Annotated in this window: 16 protein-coding genes and 1 tRNA gene; 5 read left to right on the top strand and 12 right to left on the bottom strand. The window is 45.4% G+C overall.

From position 1 onward, the window contains the following. Positions 1-59: 59 nt before the first annotated feature. The 3 genes from VIR50_RS01825 to VIR50_RS01815 all read right to left on the bottom strand — a co-directional run bounded on the left by VIR50_RS01825 (position 60) and on the right by VIR50_RS01815 (position 1,568). Entirely contained in the window at positions 60-374 is a 315-nt protein-coding gene (locus VIR50_RS01825; RefSeq protein WP_331933445.1) for a hypothetical protein, read from the bottom strand. Positions 375-911: 537 nt separating this feature from the next. Further along, positions 912-1,244, bottom strand: coding sequence for a helix-turn-helix domain-containing protein (locus VIR50_RS01820; RefSeq protein WP_331933444.1), 333 nt, complete (start codon positions 1,242-1,244; stop codon positions 912-914). A 3-nt stretch (positions 1,245-1,247) separates the two neighbouring features. Then, positions 1,248-1,568: a type II toxin-antitoxin system RelE/ParE family toxin gene (locus VIR50_RS01815; RefSeq protein ID WP_414703514.1), complete on the bottom strand. Its 321-nt coding sequence runs from the start codon at positions 1,566-1,568 to the stop codon at positions 1,248-1,250. Positions 1,569-1,794: 226 nt separating this feature from the next. Between VIR50_RS01815 and VIR50_RS01810 the strand changes: the two genes are divergently transcribed. Genes VIR50_RS01810 through VIR50_RS01800 form a run of 3 tightly spaced genes read left to right on the top strand, consistent with a single transcriptional unit; the run spans position 1,795 to position 6,368 of the window. Further along, entirely contained in the window at positions 1,795-4,503 is a 2,709-nt protein-coding gene (locus tag VIR50_RS01810) for a DNA gyrase/topoisomerase IV subunit A (protein ID WP_331933442.1), read from the top strand. 14 nt (positions 4,504-4,517) lie between these two features. Continuing rightward, positions 4,518-5,327 (top strand): DUF3316 domain-containing protein, encoded by an 810-nt coding sequence (locus VIR50_RS01805; RefSeq protein WP_331933441.1) that lies wholly within the window; start codon positions 4,518-4,520, stop codon positions 5,325-5,327. 15 nt (positions 5,328-5,342) lie between these two features. Then, positions 5,343-6,368: a S41 family peptidase gene (locus VIR50_RS01800; protein ID WP_331933440.1), complete on the top strand. Its 1,026-nt coding sequence runs from the start codon at positions 5,343-5,345 to the stop codon at positions 6,366-6,368. A gap of 158 nt (positions 6,369-6,526) precedes the next feature. Here VIR50_RS01800 and VIR50_RS01795 read toward each other — a convergent pair. From VIR50_RS01795 to rlmN, 9 genes are all read right to left on the bottom strand, one after another. Then, positions 6,527-6,600, bottom strand: a tRNA-His gene (locus VIR50_RS01795). 111 nt (positions 6,601-6,711) lie between these two features. Continuing rightward, positions 6,712-7,101 carry a preprotein translocase subunit SecG gene (gene secG, locus VIR50_RS01790; protein WP_331933439.1) on the bottom strand — a complete coding sequence of 130 codons (390 nt, stop codon included), beginning with the start codon at positions 7,099-7,101 and terminating at the stop codon, positions 6,712-6,714. Between the two features lie 97 nt (positions 7,102-7,198). Continuing rightward, on the bottom strand, positions 7,199-7,972 hold the full coding sequence (locus tag VIR50_RS01785; RefSeq protein ID WP_331933438.1) for a tetratricopeptide repeat protein: 774 nt from the start codon (positions 7,970-7,972) through the stop codon (positions 7,199-7,201). 18 nt (positions 7,973-7,990) lie between these two features. Further along, the gene (locus VIR50_RS01780) at positions 7,991-8,563 is read right to left on the bottom strand and encodes an LptE family protein (RefSeq protein WP_331933437.1); all 573 of its coding nucleotides are present in this window, start codon (positions 8,561-8,563) and stop codon (positions 7,991-7,993) included. Positions 8,564-8,627: 64 nt separating this feature from the next. Further along, positions 8,628-9,854 carry a sigma-54 interaction domain-containing protein gene (locus tag VIR50_RS01775; RefSeq protein WP_331933436.1) on the bottom strand — a complete coding sequence of 409 codons (1,227 nt, stop codon included), beginning with the start codon at positions 9,852-9,854 and terminating at the stop codon, positions 8,628-8,630. Positions 9,855-9,933: 79 nt separating this feature from the next. Beyond that, the gene (locus VIR50_RS01770; protein WP_331933435.1) at positions 9,934-10,953 is read right to left on the bottom strand and encodes a lysylphosphatidylglycerol synthase transmembrane domain-containing protein; all 1,020 of its coding nucleotides are present in this window, start codon (positions 10,951-10,953) and stop codon (positions 9,934-9,936) included. Then, on the bottom strand, positions 10,950-12,122 hold the full coding sequence (locus VIR50_RS01765; RefSeq protein WP_331933434.1) for a PdxA family dehydrogenase: 1,173 nt from the start codon (positions 12,120-12,122) through the stop codon (positions 10,950-10,952). Before VIR50_RS01765 ends, VIR50_RS01770 begins: the two co-directional genes overlap by 4 nt. 4 nt (positions 12,123-12,126) lie before the next feature. Then, on the bottom strand, positions 12,127-12,726 hold the full coding sequence (locus tag VIR50_RS01760; RefSeq protein WP_331933433.1) for a DUF4837 family protein: 600 nt from the start codon (positions 12,724-12,726) through the stop codon (positions 12,127-12,129). Next, the gene (rlmN, locus tag VIR50_RS01755) at positions 12,716-13,762 is read right to left on the bottom strand and encodes a 23S rRNA (adenine(2503)-C(2))-methyltransferase RlmN (RefSeq protein ID WP_331933432.1); all 1,047 of its coding nucleotides are present in this window, start codon (positions 13,760-13,762) and stop codon (positions 12,716-12,718) included. Before rlmN ends, VIR50_RS01760 begins: the two co-directional genes overlap by 11 nt. Before the next feature lie 103 nt (positions 13,763-13,865). Between rlmN and VIR50_RS01750 the strand changes: the two genes are divergently transcribed. Continuing rightward, positions 13,866-15,245 carry a SpoIID/LytB domain-containing protein gene (locus tag VIR50_RS01750; protein ID WP_331933431.1) on the top strand — a complete coding sequence of 460 codons (1,380 nt, stop codon included), beginning with the start codon at positions 13,866-13,868 and terminating at the stop codon, positions 15,243-15,245. A gap of 45 nt (positions 15,246-15,290) precedes the next feature. Beyond that, positions 15,291-16,562 carry an MFS transporter gene (locus VIR50_RS01745; RefSeq protein WP_331933430.1) on the top strand — a complete coding sequence of 424 codons (1,272 nt, stop codon included), beginning with the start codon at positions 15,291-15,293 and terminating at the stop codon, positions 16,560-16,562. Positions 16,563-16,785 lie beyond the last annotated feature (223 nt).

Below are 16,785 nucleotides of genomic sequence, written 5' to 3'. Positions count from 1 at the left end.
AGTTTCTTTGACCTCTGTTTCCTATCGCGGCTACCCCAAGGAGGGGCGCCCAAAACCGCTTAATCGGACAGCTTCTTCAACTTATCACGCAACTTCAGCGCTTCTCTTACCTTTTTCAAAGCCTTCTTTTGTTCAGCGGCTTCTTTCTTGAATTGGCGATATTGTTTCTTAAAATCATCATAGGATTTCTTAGCGTCCTTCATGCGACTTTCGGCACGTTTCGCCTTATCTTGTGCGTTCTCAAAATCCTTAACGGTCTTCAACTCCAAGTTCTCAAGCTCCTGACGGGGCATGGTACGGTACTGAACACTCTGCGCTTGGCCATCCTGAACACCTATAAACGCTACTAACAATAATGTATAAAATGTCTTCATATTTCTAATAATTTACTTTTTAATCCATACAAAGATAACACAAAAAAAGTTATAAAACGACTGTTTTGTTACAAATCTCTCATTCCTTAACACTAATTTATTACTTAACAAGCAAATGCGCACGTAACTCCGAGCCCTCACCAAAAGCCATTTTACACTGTCAAAAACCTTTACAAACAAGCTCAAAAAAGTGGCATTATTTTCCAAGAAAAATATTTTGGTAGGAAATATCGCCTTATTTAGCAAGCAAACCTATTATCTGATTATCAACAACTTACCCACACCCGGCGTTTCAATGCGCTCGATTTTACACATCAAAGACCTTGTTTGATACTTCAAAAAAGACTTGTTTCCGGTGTAATCGCAGCCCTATTATACGCCAAAAGGATAGCTTTTGATTTTTAAAAGCTATCCTTTCAACTTCCGAGACTGATTCTATCAGACTCTCGAAGCCCATTTTTAAACATTTCCCTTGCTATATTGTCAAAACCCAAAAGGCTGTTTTTCTATCAAAAAAGCGGACAAAAAACTACTTCATTACCACAGTACCACCTTACCGGCAACGCCTAAATCAAGCGTCCCCGTAGAGATACCAAGCGCCTTAAAGACTCTACTGATGGTCGGAAGAGTTATAACACTCCTACCTTTTTCTAACTTGGAAATCTGCGAACGCTTTACACCTATCCGCTCACCTAATTCTTCCTGCGTTAGATTTTGTGCTTGACGAGCTTTGCGAATAGCCTCGCCCACATAAAAGGCATTAACCTCTTCTTTCAGTTGCGCCTCCATTTCATCACGTTCAAAAGTACCTATTTTCCCAAAAATGACATCTTTCATGTCATCAGCGGGGGTTAAATTTATCTTCGACATAGCCTATTCCTTTTTACTGTTAAAGTATTCTTTCCTTATATTTTCAGCCTTTGCGATTTCCTTTAATGGCGTTTTCTGCGTCTTCTTTACAATACCATGAGTCGCAATGACCAAAGTCTCGCCATCCGTATCCCAAAAAGCAAAGAGCCGATAGCAAGTTCCGCCATACAAAGTTCTAAACTCCCAAATGTCACTACCGTCAAGTTTCTTGAAAATATCTACCTCTTTGACACCCGCTTCAACCTTGTATATATTGTAGTATATTTTCTTTTGAGCCTTGATATTTTGTAAGCCAATAAATTCTTTGGCCTCATCGGTCAACATGACTTTTATCTTTTGCTGTTTCATGGTTTGATCATGATTTGTTGCAAAGATACAAAATGTTTCCATACAACGACACAAAAGCTACTGTTTTCTTTAATTTACACAACCCAATATTTAAAATATACTACATAATAGGGGGCTTTTCTATATGTAACATCTATTATATGGCGCTTTTTAAAATGATTTTAGTATCTTTGCATAGATTGCATTAACATCGCATTTTTATATGGACGACGAGATAATTGACAACGAACAGTTGGAAGAAAAAGAAGAGCTGAACACCACAGATACTCACTCCGACTACAAACCCGTGAACAGGTTTGACGCCTCGGCCGTACATCACTTGAGCGGCATGTACCAAAATTGGTTCTTGGATTATGCCTCTTACGTGATTTTGGAACGTGCCGTGCCCCACATAGAGGACGGACTGAAGCCGGTGCAACGGCGCATCCTGCACTCCATGAAACGCATGGACGACGGACGCTACAACAAGGTGGCCAACATCGTAGGCCACACGATGCAGTTTCATCCGCATGGCGACGCCTCCATAGGTGACGCCTTGGTGCAGATGGGACAAAAGGACTTGCTCATCGACTGTCAAGGTAACTGGGGCAACATCCTCACCGGCGACCGGGCCGCGGCCCCACGTTATATCGAGGCAAGACTGTCTAAATTCGCGCTCGACGTGGTCTTCAACCCCAAGACCACCGACTGGCAACAGTCCTACGATGGGCGTAACAAGGAGCCTATCACGCTGCCGGCGAAGTTCCCTTTGCTGTTGGCGCAGGGCGCGGAAGGTATTGCCGTGGGCTTGAGCAGTAAGATATTGCCCAGCAACCTCAATGAGATCTGCGACGCGGCCATCCACTATTTGCGGGGCGAGGACTTCCTACTGCTCCCCGACTTCCCCACGGGTGGCAGCATTGACGCCGGCAAATACAACGACGGACAGCGCGGAGGCGTGCTCAAGGTGAGGGCTCGCATAGAGAAACTCGACAACAAGACGCTCGTCATCAAGGAGATTCCTTTCAGTAAAACAACGGCCACGCTCATCGACTCGATAACGAAGGCCGTAGAGAAAGGTAAGATAAAAGCCAAGAAAATAGAAGACAACACGGCGGCCGAAGTGGAGATTTTGGTACATTTGGCACCGGGTGTATCATCGGACAAGACCATTGACGCCCTCTATGCGTTCAGCGATTGCGAGATAAATATCTCACCCAACTGCTGCGTCATTGAAGATAACAAGCCGTGCTTCCTCACCGTGAGCGACGTGCTGCGCCACAGCGTAGACCGCACGATGGGACTGCTGCGCAAGGAATTGCAGATAAGAAAGGACGAGCTGCTTGAGCAACTATTCTTCGCTTCGCTGGAACGTATCTTCATCGAGGAGCGCATTTACAAGGATAAGAAGTTTGAAGAGGCCAAAGACATGGATACTGTCGTGAAGCACATCGACAGCCGTTTGGAGCCTTTCAAGCCTGACTTCATCCGTGAGGTGACCCGTGACGACATCCTAAGGCTCATGGAAATCAAGATGCAACGCATCCTGAAATTCAACAAGAACAAAGCCGATGAGCTGATAGCCAAGATGAATGCGGAGATAAAAGACATCGACCACGACCTCGCCCACATGACGGACGTGACGATACATTGGTTTGAATTCATCAAGAACAAGTACGGCAAAGACCATCCCCGCAGAACGGAAATCCGCTCATTCGACACCATCGAGGCCACCAAAGTGGTGGAAGCCAACGAGAAACTTTACATCAATCGCAGCGAAGGGTTCATTGGTACGGGCCTGAAAAAGGATGAGTTCGTATGCAACTGCTCCGACATTGACGACATCATCATCTTCTATAAGAACGGAATTTTCAAGGTGGTGAAGGTGGCCGATAAGATATTTGTGGGCAAGAACATCATCCACGTGCAGGTATTCAAGCGCAACGACCGCCGCACCATTTACAACGCGGTGTATCGTGACGGCAAACAAGGCTTCTATTACATCAAGCGTTTCAACGTGCCATCCATCACCCGCGACCGCGAATACGACCTGACGAAGGGCACGCCGGGCTCAAAGGTAATCTACTTTACGGCCAATCCCAATGGCGAAGCGGAGGTTATAAAGGTTACTTTGGAGAATGATCCGCTGAAAAAGCGCCAAAGTATCTTTATGGATCGTGACTTCAGCACCGTCAATATCAAGAACCGAAGCGCCCAAGGCGTTATCCTGACCAAGCGTCCCATCCACCGTATCGGCCTGAAAAGCCATGGCCACAGCACCTTGGGAGGACGCAAGGTGTGGTTTGACCCCGATGTTAACCGCATCAACTACGATGAGCATGGACGCTTCATGGGTGAGTTCTACGACGAAGACCAGATATTGGTGGTATTGCCCAATGGCGATTTTTACGTCACGAACTTTGATGCCAACAACCATTATGAGGACAACATGCTTCGCATAGAGAAGTGGGATGAGCACAAGATATGGACAGCGGTGCTCTACGACGCCGACAACAACGGATTCCCCTACCTCAAACGATTCACCATGGACGCCACAAAGCGCCATCAGAACTTCATCGGTGAAAATGAGAAATCACAGTTGCTACTGCTTACCGACACGGTTTATCCACGCATCAAAGTGACCTATGGTGGTGTGGACGCCATGCGCCCGGAGGAGGAAATCGACGCCGAGCAGTTCATCAGCCAAAAGAGTTTCAAGGCCAAAGGCAAGCGACTGACCACATGGGAAATAAGTAAGGTGGAGGAATTGGAACCGCTACGCTTCCCCGAACCGGAGGAGACGGACGGTCACGATGAGGAAGAAAACGAGGAACCGGAGAACTTAGACCCTGACAAAGGCAAGAGCCAACAACAGGTGATTGACGAAATGACCGGCCAGCTTAATCTCTTTTCGGACGAAGACCTCAAATAAAACACTCGCAAGCCATGAAGTTCAAGAACATGATAATCTTGCTCCTCTTAGGAGGTTGCCCCTCGGCCACTTGGGCACAGACCATCATCCACGACACGGTTTACATAGCCCAACCCCGACAGAAGTCGGTCGTGAAGGCCCGCATGATAGGAATCGGCAGCAGCAACATACTCGATACGTACCTCTCGCCCGAGAAATATTCGGGACCGGAAGTGAGGTATCTCTCACACACTACGTATCGCAAGACGGGTAGCCGCATGTCAACGCAAGTCATCAACCAAGGCTCACTGGCTTATACGGACAACCGTTCGGGCGAGGGAAGGGAAATGGCCGGGGCCTACAACTTCGGCTGGGGCCGCCACTACAATTGGGACTTGATGGATGGCAACCTCAATCTAAAGGCCGGAATCATGGCAGAACTGACATTGGGATTTATCTACAACACCCGCAACAGCAACAACCCGGCACAAGCCAAAGCCATGTTTGACATTTCGCCAAACGCATCGGCACAATATAAATTCCGAGTGGCACGCCGTGCACTCACCGTAAGATATGAGCTGAACCTGCCACTTGCGGGGCTGATGTTCTCACCTAATTACGGTCAGTCGTACTATGAGATTTTCTCAAAGGGCAACTATGACCACAACATCGTGCCTACATGGCCGGGAAACGCACCATCTATGCGCCAATTGCTTACGCTTGATTTTAATATCGGCCGACGCATGCTCCGTGTTGGCTACTTGGGTGATTTCCAACAAGCACGGGTCAACCACCTGAAACAACACATTTATTCTAACGCCTTTATCGTGGGCCTCATCCTCTAATCTTCAATCATATCCATGAGAAGAGTACATATAATAATAGGTTATCTTATGTTACTGCTCCTGCCGGCAGTGGTCAGCAGTTGCGTGGATGAGGATCAATATCCCGATAATCCACGGGGCAATTTCGAGGCGTTATGGCGTATCATAGACGAACACTACAGCTTCTTTGACTACAAAGCCGGGCTATATGGCCTCGATTGGAACGAAGTATATGCCCGTTTCAGCCCTCAAATCAGTGACGACATGACCAATACGCAACTTTTTGAGGTATTGGGCAATATGCTCAAGGAACTGCGTGACGGCCATGTCAACCTTTATTCGGGCTTCGACATTGCCCGCAATTGGAGTTTTCACGAGGACTATCCGGCCAACTATTCCGAATCATTGGTTGAGCAATATCTCGGCACTGATTATAAAATAGCCGGAGGATTAAAGTACAAAGTGCTTGATGACAACATAGGTTATTTGCGTTGTCCCACGTTTCAACATGAGTTCGGGGGCGGTGCCTTAACCAATATCCTGAACGAATTTCTTACTTGCAACGCATTGATTATTGACATTCGTGAAAATAGTGGCGGCATGTTGACCAGTGCGGAAGAGCTGGCCGCCCGCTTCACCAACGAGGAACTGCTGGTAGGCTACATGCAGCATAAGACGGGAAAAGGACATAATGATTTCTCGCCGATGCAAGAACAATGGCTCAAACCCTACAAAGGCTTGCGGTGGCAAAAGAAAGTTTTTGTTCTGACCAATCGACAGGTGTACAGCGCCGCCAATGAGTTCGTGAAATACATGAAATGCTGTGGAGCTATCATTGTGGGCGACAAATCAGGTGGTGGCGCCGGTATGCCGTTCTCGAGTGAGCTTCCCAATGGCTGGGGAGTTCGTTTTTCTGCCTGCCCCATGTTTGATAAAGACAAGCAATCCACCGAATTCGGCATTGATCCTACGCACAAAATAGACATGACAATAGCAGATACCTACCAAGGATTCGACACCATCATCGAGACCGCAAGAAAGCTGGCGACAGCCACACATTAAGCTGATTGCTTTGCCTTTTGATAAAACTATCCCATCAAAAAAACTACCACCTCTGAGATAAAACTCTTAAACGACCTATCAAAAGAATAACCATGATAGGATATTAAACAAAAAGCGGAAGCCCTTTTGTATAAAGACTTCCGCTTATTTTTCTATTGGGTGCCCGGTGGGATTCGAACCCACGACATTCAGAACCACAATCTGACGCTCTAACCAACTGAACTACGGGCACCATGTTGGTTGCTTCTTGAAATCGAGTGCAAAGATACTATATTTATTCTTTTCGGCCAAATAAAATATAATATTTTTTGCACACCAATTCTATTTTATGCCTATTACAGCATTATTTTGCTGTAGAAGGCTTAGCTGCAGGTGCTGTAGATTGCTGAGGAGCAGCTTTCTGCCCGGCTGCAGGTGACTGACTGGCTCCAAACCCGGGTGCGTTATTTGGATTGGTTGCGGCATTTTCGATGGCATTATTCTCCATTACGCTCTGATCAGTCACAGCTATTGGAGCTACATAAGCACAAATTACGCTAAGAACTACCATAGAAACAGCAAGTACCCACGTTGCTTTTTCAACAACGTCATTGGTCTTACGAACACCCATAATAGAATTTGAAGACGAGAAGTTTGAAGCCAAACCACCACCCTTAGACTCCTGTATAAGAACAATTCCAATCATCAGAATTGATGCCAGGACAATAAGAATTACGAATAATGTGTAAATCATTTTTGTTTTATTTTGTTTTTTATTGATTGCTCATCAGTGATTTCAAACACAACAAAGCCACTATTTCTTGTTTTCCCAACCGCTACTAAAGTCAAAATCATTTACGCTTAGCATGCGATTCGTTCAGAATTAATTTCTCCAAGAAACGTATTTGGTCTGCAAAGTAAGCATTTTTTTTTGGATAATTCAAATTTAATCGCTTAATAATTTCGAGTGCTTTGGAATAACGAGCTTGTTTTATATAGATTTTGGCCAAAGTTTCTGTAAAGTAACCTTCCTCACCTACTTGCTCAACATCTTCCGAAGTATTCTCGTCAAGCTGTGGCAAATACTCCGGAGTGTCCTGCAACGTGAAGCTGCCACCCTCATTATTAATAAAATTATCAATAAGGCTTTGACCTCTCATCTGCGGGGTGCTCACTTTCTTTTCTACCATCGCTTCCTCCGACTCAACCTCTAACAGATAGGAAACATAGTCTACCGCCGCATCCGCCGGGGTGGGTTTGCGCTTTGGTCGGCGTGCATTCTCTGACTCGTCTACGGGTATTGTCTCTAAGAAATCTTCAATTAAAGAAATCGTCCTGCTTGTATTTTCCTTATTAGAATGCTCTTTCACTTTTTTCTCCTCTATGGTTCGGAGCTTATAGTGAGCAGCTTCTATCATATTGAATATCACCCGACGATCTGTGATATAAATAGCGGCTTTTCTTAATTCCTCATCAAAAGAAGAATCATGAAGGATATATAGATTCTGCAATAAAAGGAGTCTGGCCGTCTGAAAACACGGATGCAGAGCCAAAAGGCTTCGCAGATCATATAAGGTCTCACGATCCATTCGCTCCGGGTGCTGTATCAACTCAGTCAAATTCATAAATATTGCTTTCAGAAATTACCATCTGGCGACGGTAGCATTAAATATATCCTTACAAAGATCTTTACACATTTGTGTAACTAATTCATTTTGAACGGAGTTCAAGCTTTGCTTTGAGTCGTATGGTTTCGAAGCAGTAAACTGTTGTTCAAAGTCTTCCGCATGGTTAGCATTGTTTGTAAACCGCACATTCACAGTAATAGACAACTCAACCTGCGTAGAATACCCATCACTCGAAACACCTTTATTGCGCTGACTATATTGGGTTATCTCACCTTCTATCTTCATATCGCCATTACGACGTACTTGTATAAGCTTGGTATGATTGGAGAATTGATCCTTCAAAGTGTTATTAAACATTGGTCCCATCGGGCCCCAAACATAACTCGAACGAATCGGAAAATCAGAAATCTGTATGGTCTTAGTCTTTGTATAGTCAATACTTGCTCCATCCATTCTAACCTTGATCGCGCAAGAAGATAATACAACGACCACTATTCCGAATATAATAAGAAATTGAAAAGCACTTGAAAACGAGCTTCTCCTTGAAATAGCATTCTTCAAATTATTATAGAATTGTTTACGCATCATCACTATATTAGCAGTCTATTCGTAAAAGTATATACACTACAAGGGCATATTGTTAGAAAAGAGGTTAGTCCAAACCAAACTGTTTGATTCTCCTATAAAGCGTTCTATCGGATATTCCCAGTTCTTGAGCTGCTTTTTTACGATTTCCTCCATTACGTTCCAAGGCTTTCTCCACCATTTGCCGACCGAGATCACTTAAGTTTAAGCTCTCCGGTTCACTGATTTCTTCAGCTACCGCATCTAAAATAGTAGTGCGTCGCGGGTCCACATCAGCTTGCACAGCAGGGAAGTTTCGGGAGCTATCAAATTGTTGAGCTTGTATCGCAGCGGCACCGGAGAAAGACTGGGCTTCATCCAATTGCTTGCGCAAACCGTTCATTTCACGACGCAAATCACTCACGTTACCACGCAACTCATACAATATTTTATATAGGAGTTCACGCTCGTTCTCGTAAGAATGTGCACCGGCAGAAGCGATAGGTGCCAGCTCTCTGCTCTCCGCATCTTGAGGAATAAATTGCAACATCGTATCTGCATCTATCTCACGGAGCTTGCTCAAGACAGACATTTGCTCCGTTATGTTCTTGAGTTGGCGTACATTGCCCGGCCATTTGTACTTTAGTAGCAATTGTTTTGCCTCTGATGTAAGGGTTATCTTGGGCAATCGGTATTTCTCCGCCATCTGCATCGCAAACAAACGGAACAGCAATACAATGTCTTCTCCACGGTCACGCAGTGGTGGAACAGAAACGGGGATGGTATTCAACCTATAAAATAAATCCTCACGAAAACGTCCTTCGCTGATTGCTTTACGCATATTGACATTGGTAGCCGCTACAATGCGGACATCCGTTTTCAATATTTTCTGCCCTCCCACACGAATATACTCGCCTGTTTCCAAAACTCTTAAGAGCCGGGCCTGCGTCGCCAAGGGCAATTCTCCTACCTCATCTAAGAAGATAGTGCCTTTATTAGCCACGCCAAAATAGCCCTCACTCTCACCGACAGCTCCCGTGAATGAGCCTTTTTCATGGCCAAAGAGTTCGCTGTCAATTGTTCCTTCGGGGATAGAACCACAGTTTATCGCAAAATATTTCTCACGTCTGCGAGGAGAATTATCGTGGATTACTCTTGGGAATATTTCTTTTCCGACACCACTTTCTCCTACTATCAGCACACTAAGATCCGTAGGCGCCACTTGAAGAGCAACATCAAGCGCACGATTCAGCCCATCGCAATTGCCAACGATGTTATATCTTTGCTTTATTTTCTGCAGTTCCGAAGTATTCATTTGGTGACAAAATTACTTATTTAATTCCAATAATCTGCAATTCTGGCAGTTTTTTAATATATCTTGGGAAAATACATCGTCATGATTTTATGGGCGTCTTGGAGCCTCCTGACTTATCTAACTTTATCAATAAAAGTCCTATTCCCGTCCACACCAGCTCACGAATGCGCACAATAAGCGCCACAAACACACCGGCACTGTACGTTATTCCCAAATTGGTTGTCGAAAGTACAAAACCTCCTTCACGTCCTCCCAATTGCAAAGGCATAAAAAACAAGAGATTCGCAAACAATGTTGTAAAGGCCAAAATCAAGATACACTGAATGTAATTGGCCTCCGGCATCATTACCAATAATATAAAATAAATCTCCAAGGCAGAGCATATTCTGCACAGCAACTCCAATGTTACGGCACCTATAAATGACTTTGGATTCTGCTTATGCAATGCCGCTATTTGCCGATCAATGGCGTCTAACTGCTCCCTATGGCTCTCTACAAAAGGTTGGGCCCATTTCTTTACAAACGGAATATGACGGATTACATTCATGACCCTTACGGCCAAGCCCTTCCGATAACCCGAAATAAAGAACCACAAGCCTAATACGCAAAACGCTCCGGCCGCCGTAAGCGACACTCCCATCACCACATCAAGTGGTTGAGTTATCAAATACAGTAAGATAGACAATGCCCAAAACCAAAAATGACTGAAGATATGAGTCATGGCATAAAGTATCACCGAGGAATACGCACGCTCCGACCCTATCTTAGGTGTCAGCTCCATAACCCGATAAGGTTCACCTCCCATCAAGCCACCGGGAGTAGCATAATTGAGTGCGAAACCGGAAATTGTAACTTTATACAGCCAAAAGAAAGATATATCCGACGATTTCCCTGCATTTGCGTCTTGGCTCATGATGATGACATACCACGCCGCCGTGTTGAACATATAGAGGAAAAACCACAACAGCAACACGGCAAAAAACCAATAGCCGGCATGCCTCAAGCCCTCCCAAACTTGAGTAAAATCGAGTTGGGTGACCATAATCACCAATACGATGATACCAAAGGCAAAGAAACCGTTCTGATATTTCTTCTTCATTCTTTATTTCCTTCTTCGTCGGGTTTACCTTGTGGCTTCTGCGGACGCTTAGCCTGAGCGGCGTCTTTATTGAACTCACGCTTTTTCTGTACAGAGAATCTTACTTTCTCACTCTCATCCCTTTTCTCATGATAGAGTTTCTGCAATGGATTTGCCAAAGGCTCTTGAAAACGCTCGCGATTACGGAACACGTCGATAGCCAAGTAAATTGCCTTTCTGAAAGCATTAGGATCACAAACATTCTTTCCGGCATTCTCAAAACAATTATCGGCATACAGAGTGGTACATACCAACGGTAAGCCCGTTAATAACTTAACTGTAGGCTCCGCAGACAAGATACTCAATGGAATCACAGCTTGGTCATGATACATCGCTACCACACCATCAAACTCCTTATAGTACCCCTTATCGAAGAACACGTCTGCCGCATAAGGACCAAAAGCATTAACACGCTTGTTGTCAAACATATTCTCCACGGCCGGAATAATCGCCTGATTCTCTTCCGTCCCCCAAGATCCATCCTTACCAAGCGGGTTCAATGACAACACTGCCACTCTGGGATTGGATATATTAAAGTCACGTCGCAAAGCCTCAAACAACAACGTAGACTTTTCTTCTACTTTCTCTTTTGTAACCGCGGCAGCCACATCCTGCAGTGCGACCTGATGTGTCAACTGCACCATACGAATACTATCGTTTACAAAAACCAGCAAACCTTTCTTGCTGTTTCCCAAACTTGTTTCTATATATTCACGATGACCGGGAAATTTAAAGCCATCACCTTGTATATTACTATTGCATAAAGGCGCGGCCACCAATACGTCGAAAGCTCCCTCACGAAAATCAGTCATCGCCCTATCAATAGCTTTCAAAGCTGCTCGTCCACTTTCCACGGTCGGCGTTCCGAAATCTACCTTCACCTCATCGTCAAAACATGGCAGTAAGTTTAACTTCCCCTCACTGGCTTCCTCCGCGCTGTTTATAATCGTAAAGTTGCCTTGAATATCCAAAGCCTTACGATGATAAGCCGCTATTTTGGGCGAACCATAAATAATAGGAGTACACAACTCCAACATTTCAGGCTCCGCAAAGGTTTTAAAGATGAGTTCATATCCAATTCCATTTGTGTCACCATGGGTTATGGCAACGCGAATTTTTCTATTTTCCATTTTGTTAGTATTTAATTGAGCTCAATACATTTTCAATCTGATTGAGCAGATTTTTCTTGTTTCTAATGGCAGGCGCATAAAGGAAGCCTTCCACTATCAGCAACCTATGGGCCATGCTATCCGGCTTCACTATCACTTTTGCCCTAAAAGGGCCGCCCATGGCGTCACCCTTCATTGCCCATAGCCCGCTGACCATACCTTCATTGCGCTTCTGATTCCATTCTACCCGTACGCTTTCTTTCACCGTCATCATATACATGACATCGGTCTCTCCTTTTATGTGCTGCCGCATTACGCTGTCACGCAAGTAACAAAACCGTTCCGGCGTCAATGGCATTCCCTCATTATAGTTGACCTCATAAACCACCAAATTCTTCATTTGCTCGGCGGCATTATTTGAAAGCCAAAGGAAATACTTGCCCTCCTTGCTTGAATGGATTTCGGCAGGAACATTCAGCTTCACACCAAATGTCTGCTCTACTTTCCGCTCTATTTCATAATTTCTTTTAAGGTTCCGACCATGCTTACCTTGTGTTTTACCCGAGCAACCGGCCAAACCTATCGCTATCACGAGACTGGCAGAAAAGAGCCATTTACTGCTCATGGCGTATCTCACCGATTTTCTTTGAGGTCGACAACAAGCCACACGCCGCGAAAATATCCTCTCCCCGACTGGCCCTGATGGTCGTAAACACTCCATGAGTGGTCAGATAATCCCTGAATTTCTCCATGGTTTGCTCGTCCGCTCCCTTCAATGGCACGTTGGGAATCTGATGAAAACGTATCAGATTTACCCTACATTCCAATCCATGCAACAGCTTCACAAGCTCACGGGCGTGAGTCATACTGTCGTTCACTCCACCGAAAACAATGTATTCAAATGAGAGTCTGCGCTGATGACTGAAGTCATAGTTCTTCAATAAATCCACGATTTCCTCTATACTCATTCCTTTTTGTGCCGGCATGAGTTCAGCTCGCTGGTCGGCGATGGGTGAATGTAAACTGATTGCCACATGACAATCGCTTTCATCCAAAAAGCGACGCAGCTTCTTTTTCACGCCCACACTGCTCACCGTTATGCGCTTGGGGCTCCATGCCCAAGCATAATCGGCCGTCAGGATTTGGGTGGCACGTAGCACCTCATCCAAATTATCCATAGGTTCCCCCTGCCCCATAAAGACCACATTGGTGAGATTGTCTATCTCGGGAAGCGAATAAATCTGATTCAGAATATCCCGTGCGGAGAGGCTGCCTTCAAATCCCTGCTTGCCGGTCTGGCAAAACAAACAATTCATCTTGCATCCAACCTGACACGACACGCACAGCGTGGCCCTATCCTTATCGGGAATATAGACAGTCTCTACGAATTTTCCTCCTGCTGTAGGAAAGAGATATTTTATCGTTCCATCCATAGAATGCTGTGCATCAAGGGGCTCAGCACATCCTATCGTGTAGTTTTCTTCAAGTTTTTGTCTGTTGACTTTAGAGATATTGGTCATATCTTCGATAGCCTTCACGTGATGTTTATAAATCCATTCGGCCATCTGCCCACCCGTAAAGGCCGGCATACCCAACTCTTTCGCTACAGTTTTCAACTCTGACAGCGTCAATCCCAGAAGCGATTTTTTAGTTCCTTCCATATAGATATATTTGCTGCAAAGTTACTAAAAAACACGACAAAAGCCACAAGTTTTGCCCAAATTGTATTATATTTGCACGTAAAACCAGATAATTCTTATAACTATGCAAAAGACCATAAATGGCGATTCTCCCAAGCAATCGCTTACTGTCTCAAAATTCTTTGCCAACGAACCCACTGTTTCCGTTGGAATCGTATCCGGGCAAACCATTCGTTTTATTCTCAACCAACCTTATTTTTTCAATGAAAAGCTGCTTACCGGCGAACAAACCGTAACGCTTTCCGAGGACCGAAAAATAGAATGGAACGGCTCCTTATATACTGATCTTCTTTTCACTCCTTCCGATCGCCATTCTTCTTTTTCGCTCACCGATGTCACGATTGGTGTCAATTTCCATTGGCAACGCAAGGAGACACAGACTTTCACCGGTCGTCTTCACCTCATCATTGACCACGACAAGATTTTCGCTGTCAACGAGTTGCCGGTAGAGGACTATCTTGAAAGTGTCATATCCAGCGAAATGAGCGCCACCTCCAGCTTGGAATTACTTAAAGCCCACGCCGTTATCTCACGCAGTTGGCTGCTGGCACAGATGGCCAAACGTACCCAAATAGACGAAGGCCACGTACAATCAGCCTCCTGCATTCAAGACAATGAGCGACTCATCCGCTGGTACGACCGTGAGGACCATACGCTGTTTGACGTCTGTGCCGATGATCATTGCCAGCGCTATCAAGGCATTACGAAAGAAACCTCACCCCACGTGGCGCAAGCCATAGCCGCAACGCGAGGACGAATTCTGACTTACGAAAACGAAATTTGTGACGCACGATTCTCCAAAAGTTGCGGAGGCATGGTGGAGGAGTTCCAATATTGCTGGGAAAATATCCGCAAACCCTATTTGGCCAAGCTGCGCGACCTCACTCCTTGCGAGCCTTCACAACCCGACCTGACCATCGAAACCAATGCCGAAGAATGGATACGTACGGCTCCAAAGGCTTTTTGCAACACGACAGATAAGCACATTCTCAGCCAAGTATTGAACGATTACGACCAAGAAACCACCGATTTTTACCGTTGGACGGTAGACTATACGCAAGACGAACTACGCCGGTTAATCCTTGAGAAGTTGGGTATCGACTTCGGAGAGATTACCGATCTCATCCCGGTAGAACGCGGTGTGAGCGGCCGTCTCTGCCAACTGAAAATCGTTGGAACGCTCAAGACGCTCATCATCGGTAAAGAATTGGAAATCAGACGTACCCTTAGCCCCACTCACTTATACAGCAGTGCCTTTGTCATTGACAAATTTGATGTCAACAACGGCATTCCTCAACGCTTCCGACTTACGGGTGCCGGATGGGGACATGGCGTAGGATTGTGCCAGATAGGAGCAGCCGTGATGGGCGAAAAAGGATTCTTATACGACGAGATTCTTCTTCACTATTATCCCGGCGCAGCCATTGAAGAAGCTTATTCATAAACCAAACACCATCCATTCAGCAATTTTCTATATCAGCAACGCTACATGCTCCCCGGACGCCAACATTGGAATTGGATTCCAACACTTTATTTCACGGAAGGTATTCCCTTTATTGCTATCACCCTTGTCTCATTGATTTTCTATAAACAAATGGGCCTTAGCAATGCCGAGATTACCTTCTATACCTCGTGGCTGTACCTGCCTTGGGTAATCCGACCTTTATGGCGACCTTTCCAACGCCTTGCGTTCAGCCGCCGCTGGTGGGTTTCCACCGCGCAACTTCTAATCGGGGCGTCCTTGGGAGGCGTAGCTTTCACCATTTCATCACCCCTTTGGTTCCAAGGGTCGCAGTTCTTTTTCTGGGCCATAGCCTTTGCCGCGGCCACGCACGACAACATAACCGATGAACTATACGAGCAAAACGTCAATCACGATAATACACATCTGTTTTTAGGTGGACGAGCTGTTTTCCATAATTTGGCCAATATCGTAGGACAAGGAATCCTCATCATGCTGGCCGGCAACCTGCAACTCATCTATCGCAACAGTATCAGCTACTCTTGGAGCATTGCGTTTTACGGACTGGCCGGGCTTACCATCGCCCTATGGTTATGGAACCATTATACGCTTCCTTACAACCATCGACCGGAACACGCTCACGCTTTCATGCCAAAAAACATGTGGACCGACACGCTCCACACGCTGCGTTCGTTCTTTTCTAACCCATCGGGGAAGCACTTGCTACCCTTATTGCTTTACTGTAGTGCCTATGGTTTGCTCTCCAAAGTGGCCATCCTATTCTTGATAGACGCCTCGCATAATGGCGGATTGGGCCTTGCTCCGCAGGAATATGGCTTCGTCCAAGGCACGCTTGGGGTCTTTGCCTTGTCATTAGGAGGTATTGCCGCCGGCCTATACGACAAACACACAGACCACCGCTACACCATCAGGCTCCTCTTAGCCGCCATTCTTCTACCCCCATTGGCCTATGTCACGTTGAGTTACACCTTACCCGGCAGCTTGGCTGCCATCAGTTGTTGCGTTGTCATAGCGTTGTTTTCCACGGGCTTTGGCTCGCTTCTCTATGGTTCGCTCTTGATAAATCAGATTAAAAACTCTTTCTTTCCGAAAGACGATAACAGCTCTCCTTCTCCTTATACGATAGCCCGTGCCACGCTCGTATTAGCGTTAATGGTTCCCGGACTCTTCTCCGGATTACTACAAGAAGCCATCGGCTATCGCCTTTTTTTCATCCTCACACTCCTCGCAAGTGGCGTACTTTTAAAAGCCGCCTTATATTTTAATAAGGTGGAGTAACAACAATTAAATCGCAGATTTTACATTAACAACTACAGAATACACAAGTGGAAATACGCTTTTCATGCCATTTCCTACCCTCTACCGACCTTCATTTAAGGGCACAAAAAAAGCGATTAACTTCACAGTCGACCGCTCCAAATCTTCAATAGGTATTAGTTTCCTTTAAGGTAAAAAGATTGTATTCAGGATAACGAATGCAAAAGTAAAGGTTTTTGCCTAA

The organism is Prevotella sp., from assembly GCF_036570325.1.
Lineage (GTDB): Bacteria > Bacteroidota > Bacteroidia > Bacteroidales > Bacteroidaceae > Prevotella.
This window is presented reverse-complemented; position numbering and strand designations above follow the sequence as displayed.

Excerpts from the sequence above, each read along its gene's own strand:
- secG (WP_331933439.1), bottom strand. The coding sequence starts at position 7,101 with ATGATTTACACATTATTCGTAATTCTTATTGTCCTGGCATCAATTCTG.
- VIR50_RS01805 (WP_331933441.1), top strand. The coding sequence starts at position 4,518 with ATGAAGTTCAAGAACATGATAATCTTGCTCCTCTTAGGAGGTTGCCCC.
- VIR50_RS01770 (WP_331933435.1), bottom strand. The coding sequence starts at position 10,953 with ATGAAGAAGAAATATCAGAACGGTTTCTTTGCCTTTGGTATCATCGTA.
- VIR50_RS01800 (WP_331933440.1), top strand. The coding sequence starts at position 5,343 with ATGAGAAGAGTACATATAATAATAGGTTATCTTATGTTACTGCTCCTG.
- VIR50_RS01750 (WP_331933431.1), top strand. The coding sequence starts at position 13,866 with ATGCAAAAGACCATAAATGGCGATTCTCCCAAGCAATCGCTTACTGTC.
- VIR50_RS01760 (WP_331933433.1), bottom strand. The coding sequence starts at position 12,726 with ATGAGCAGTAAATGGCTCTTTTCTGCCAGTCTCGTGATAGCGATAGGT.
- VIR50_RS01775 (WP_331933436.1), bottom strand. The coding sequence starts at position 9,854 with ATGAATACTTCGGAACTGCAGAAAATAAAGCAAAGATATAACATCGTT.
- VIR50_RS01780 (WP_331933437.1), bottom strand. The coding sequence starts at position 8,563 with ATGATGCGTAAACAATTCTATAATAATTTGAAGAATGCTATTTCAAGG.
- VIR50_RS01820 (WP_331933444.1), bottom strand. The coding sequence starts at position 1,244 with ATGTCGAAGATAAATTTAACCCCCGCTGATGACATGAAAGATGTCATT.
- VIR50_RS01810 (WP_331933442.1), top strand. The coding sequence starts at position 1,795 with ATGGACGACGAGATAATTGACAACGAACAGTTGGAAGAAAAAGAAGAG.
- VIR50_RS01815 (WP_414703514.1), bottom strand. The coding sequence starts at position 1,568 with ATGTTGACCGATGAGGCCAAAGAATTTATTGGCTTACAAAATATCAAG.
- VIR50_RS01785 (WP_331933438.1), bottom strand. The coding sequence starts at position 7,972 with ATGAATTTGACTGAGTTGATACAGCACCCGGAGCGAATGGATCGTGAG.
- VIR50_RS01825 (WP_331933445.1), bottom strand. The coding sequence starts at position 374 with ATGAAGACATTTTATACATTATTGTTAGTAGCGTTTATAGGTGTTCAG.
- rlmN (WP_331933432.1), bottom strand. The coding sequence starts at position 13,762 with ATGGAAGGAACTAAAAAATCGCTTCTGGGATTGACGCTGTCAGAGTTG.
- VIR50_RS01745 (WP_331933430.1), top strand. The coding sequence starts at position 15,291 with ATGCTCCCCGGACGCCAACATTGGAATTGGATTCCAACACTTTATTTC.
- VIR50_RS01765 (WP_331933434.1), bottom strand. The coding sequence starts at position 12,122 with ATGGAAAATAGAAAAATTCGCGTTGCCATAACCCATGGTGACACAAAT.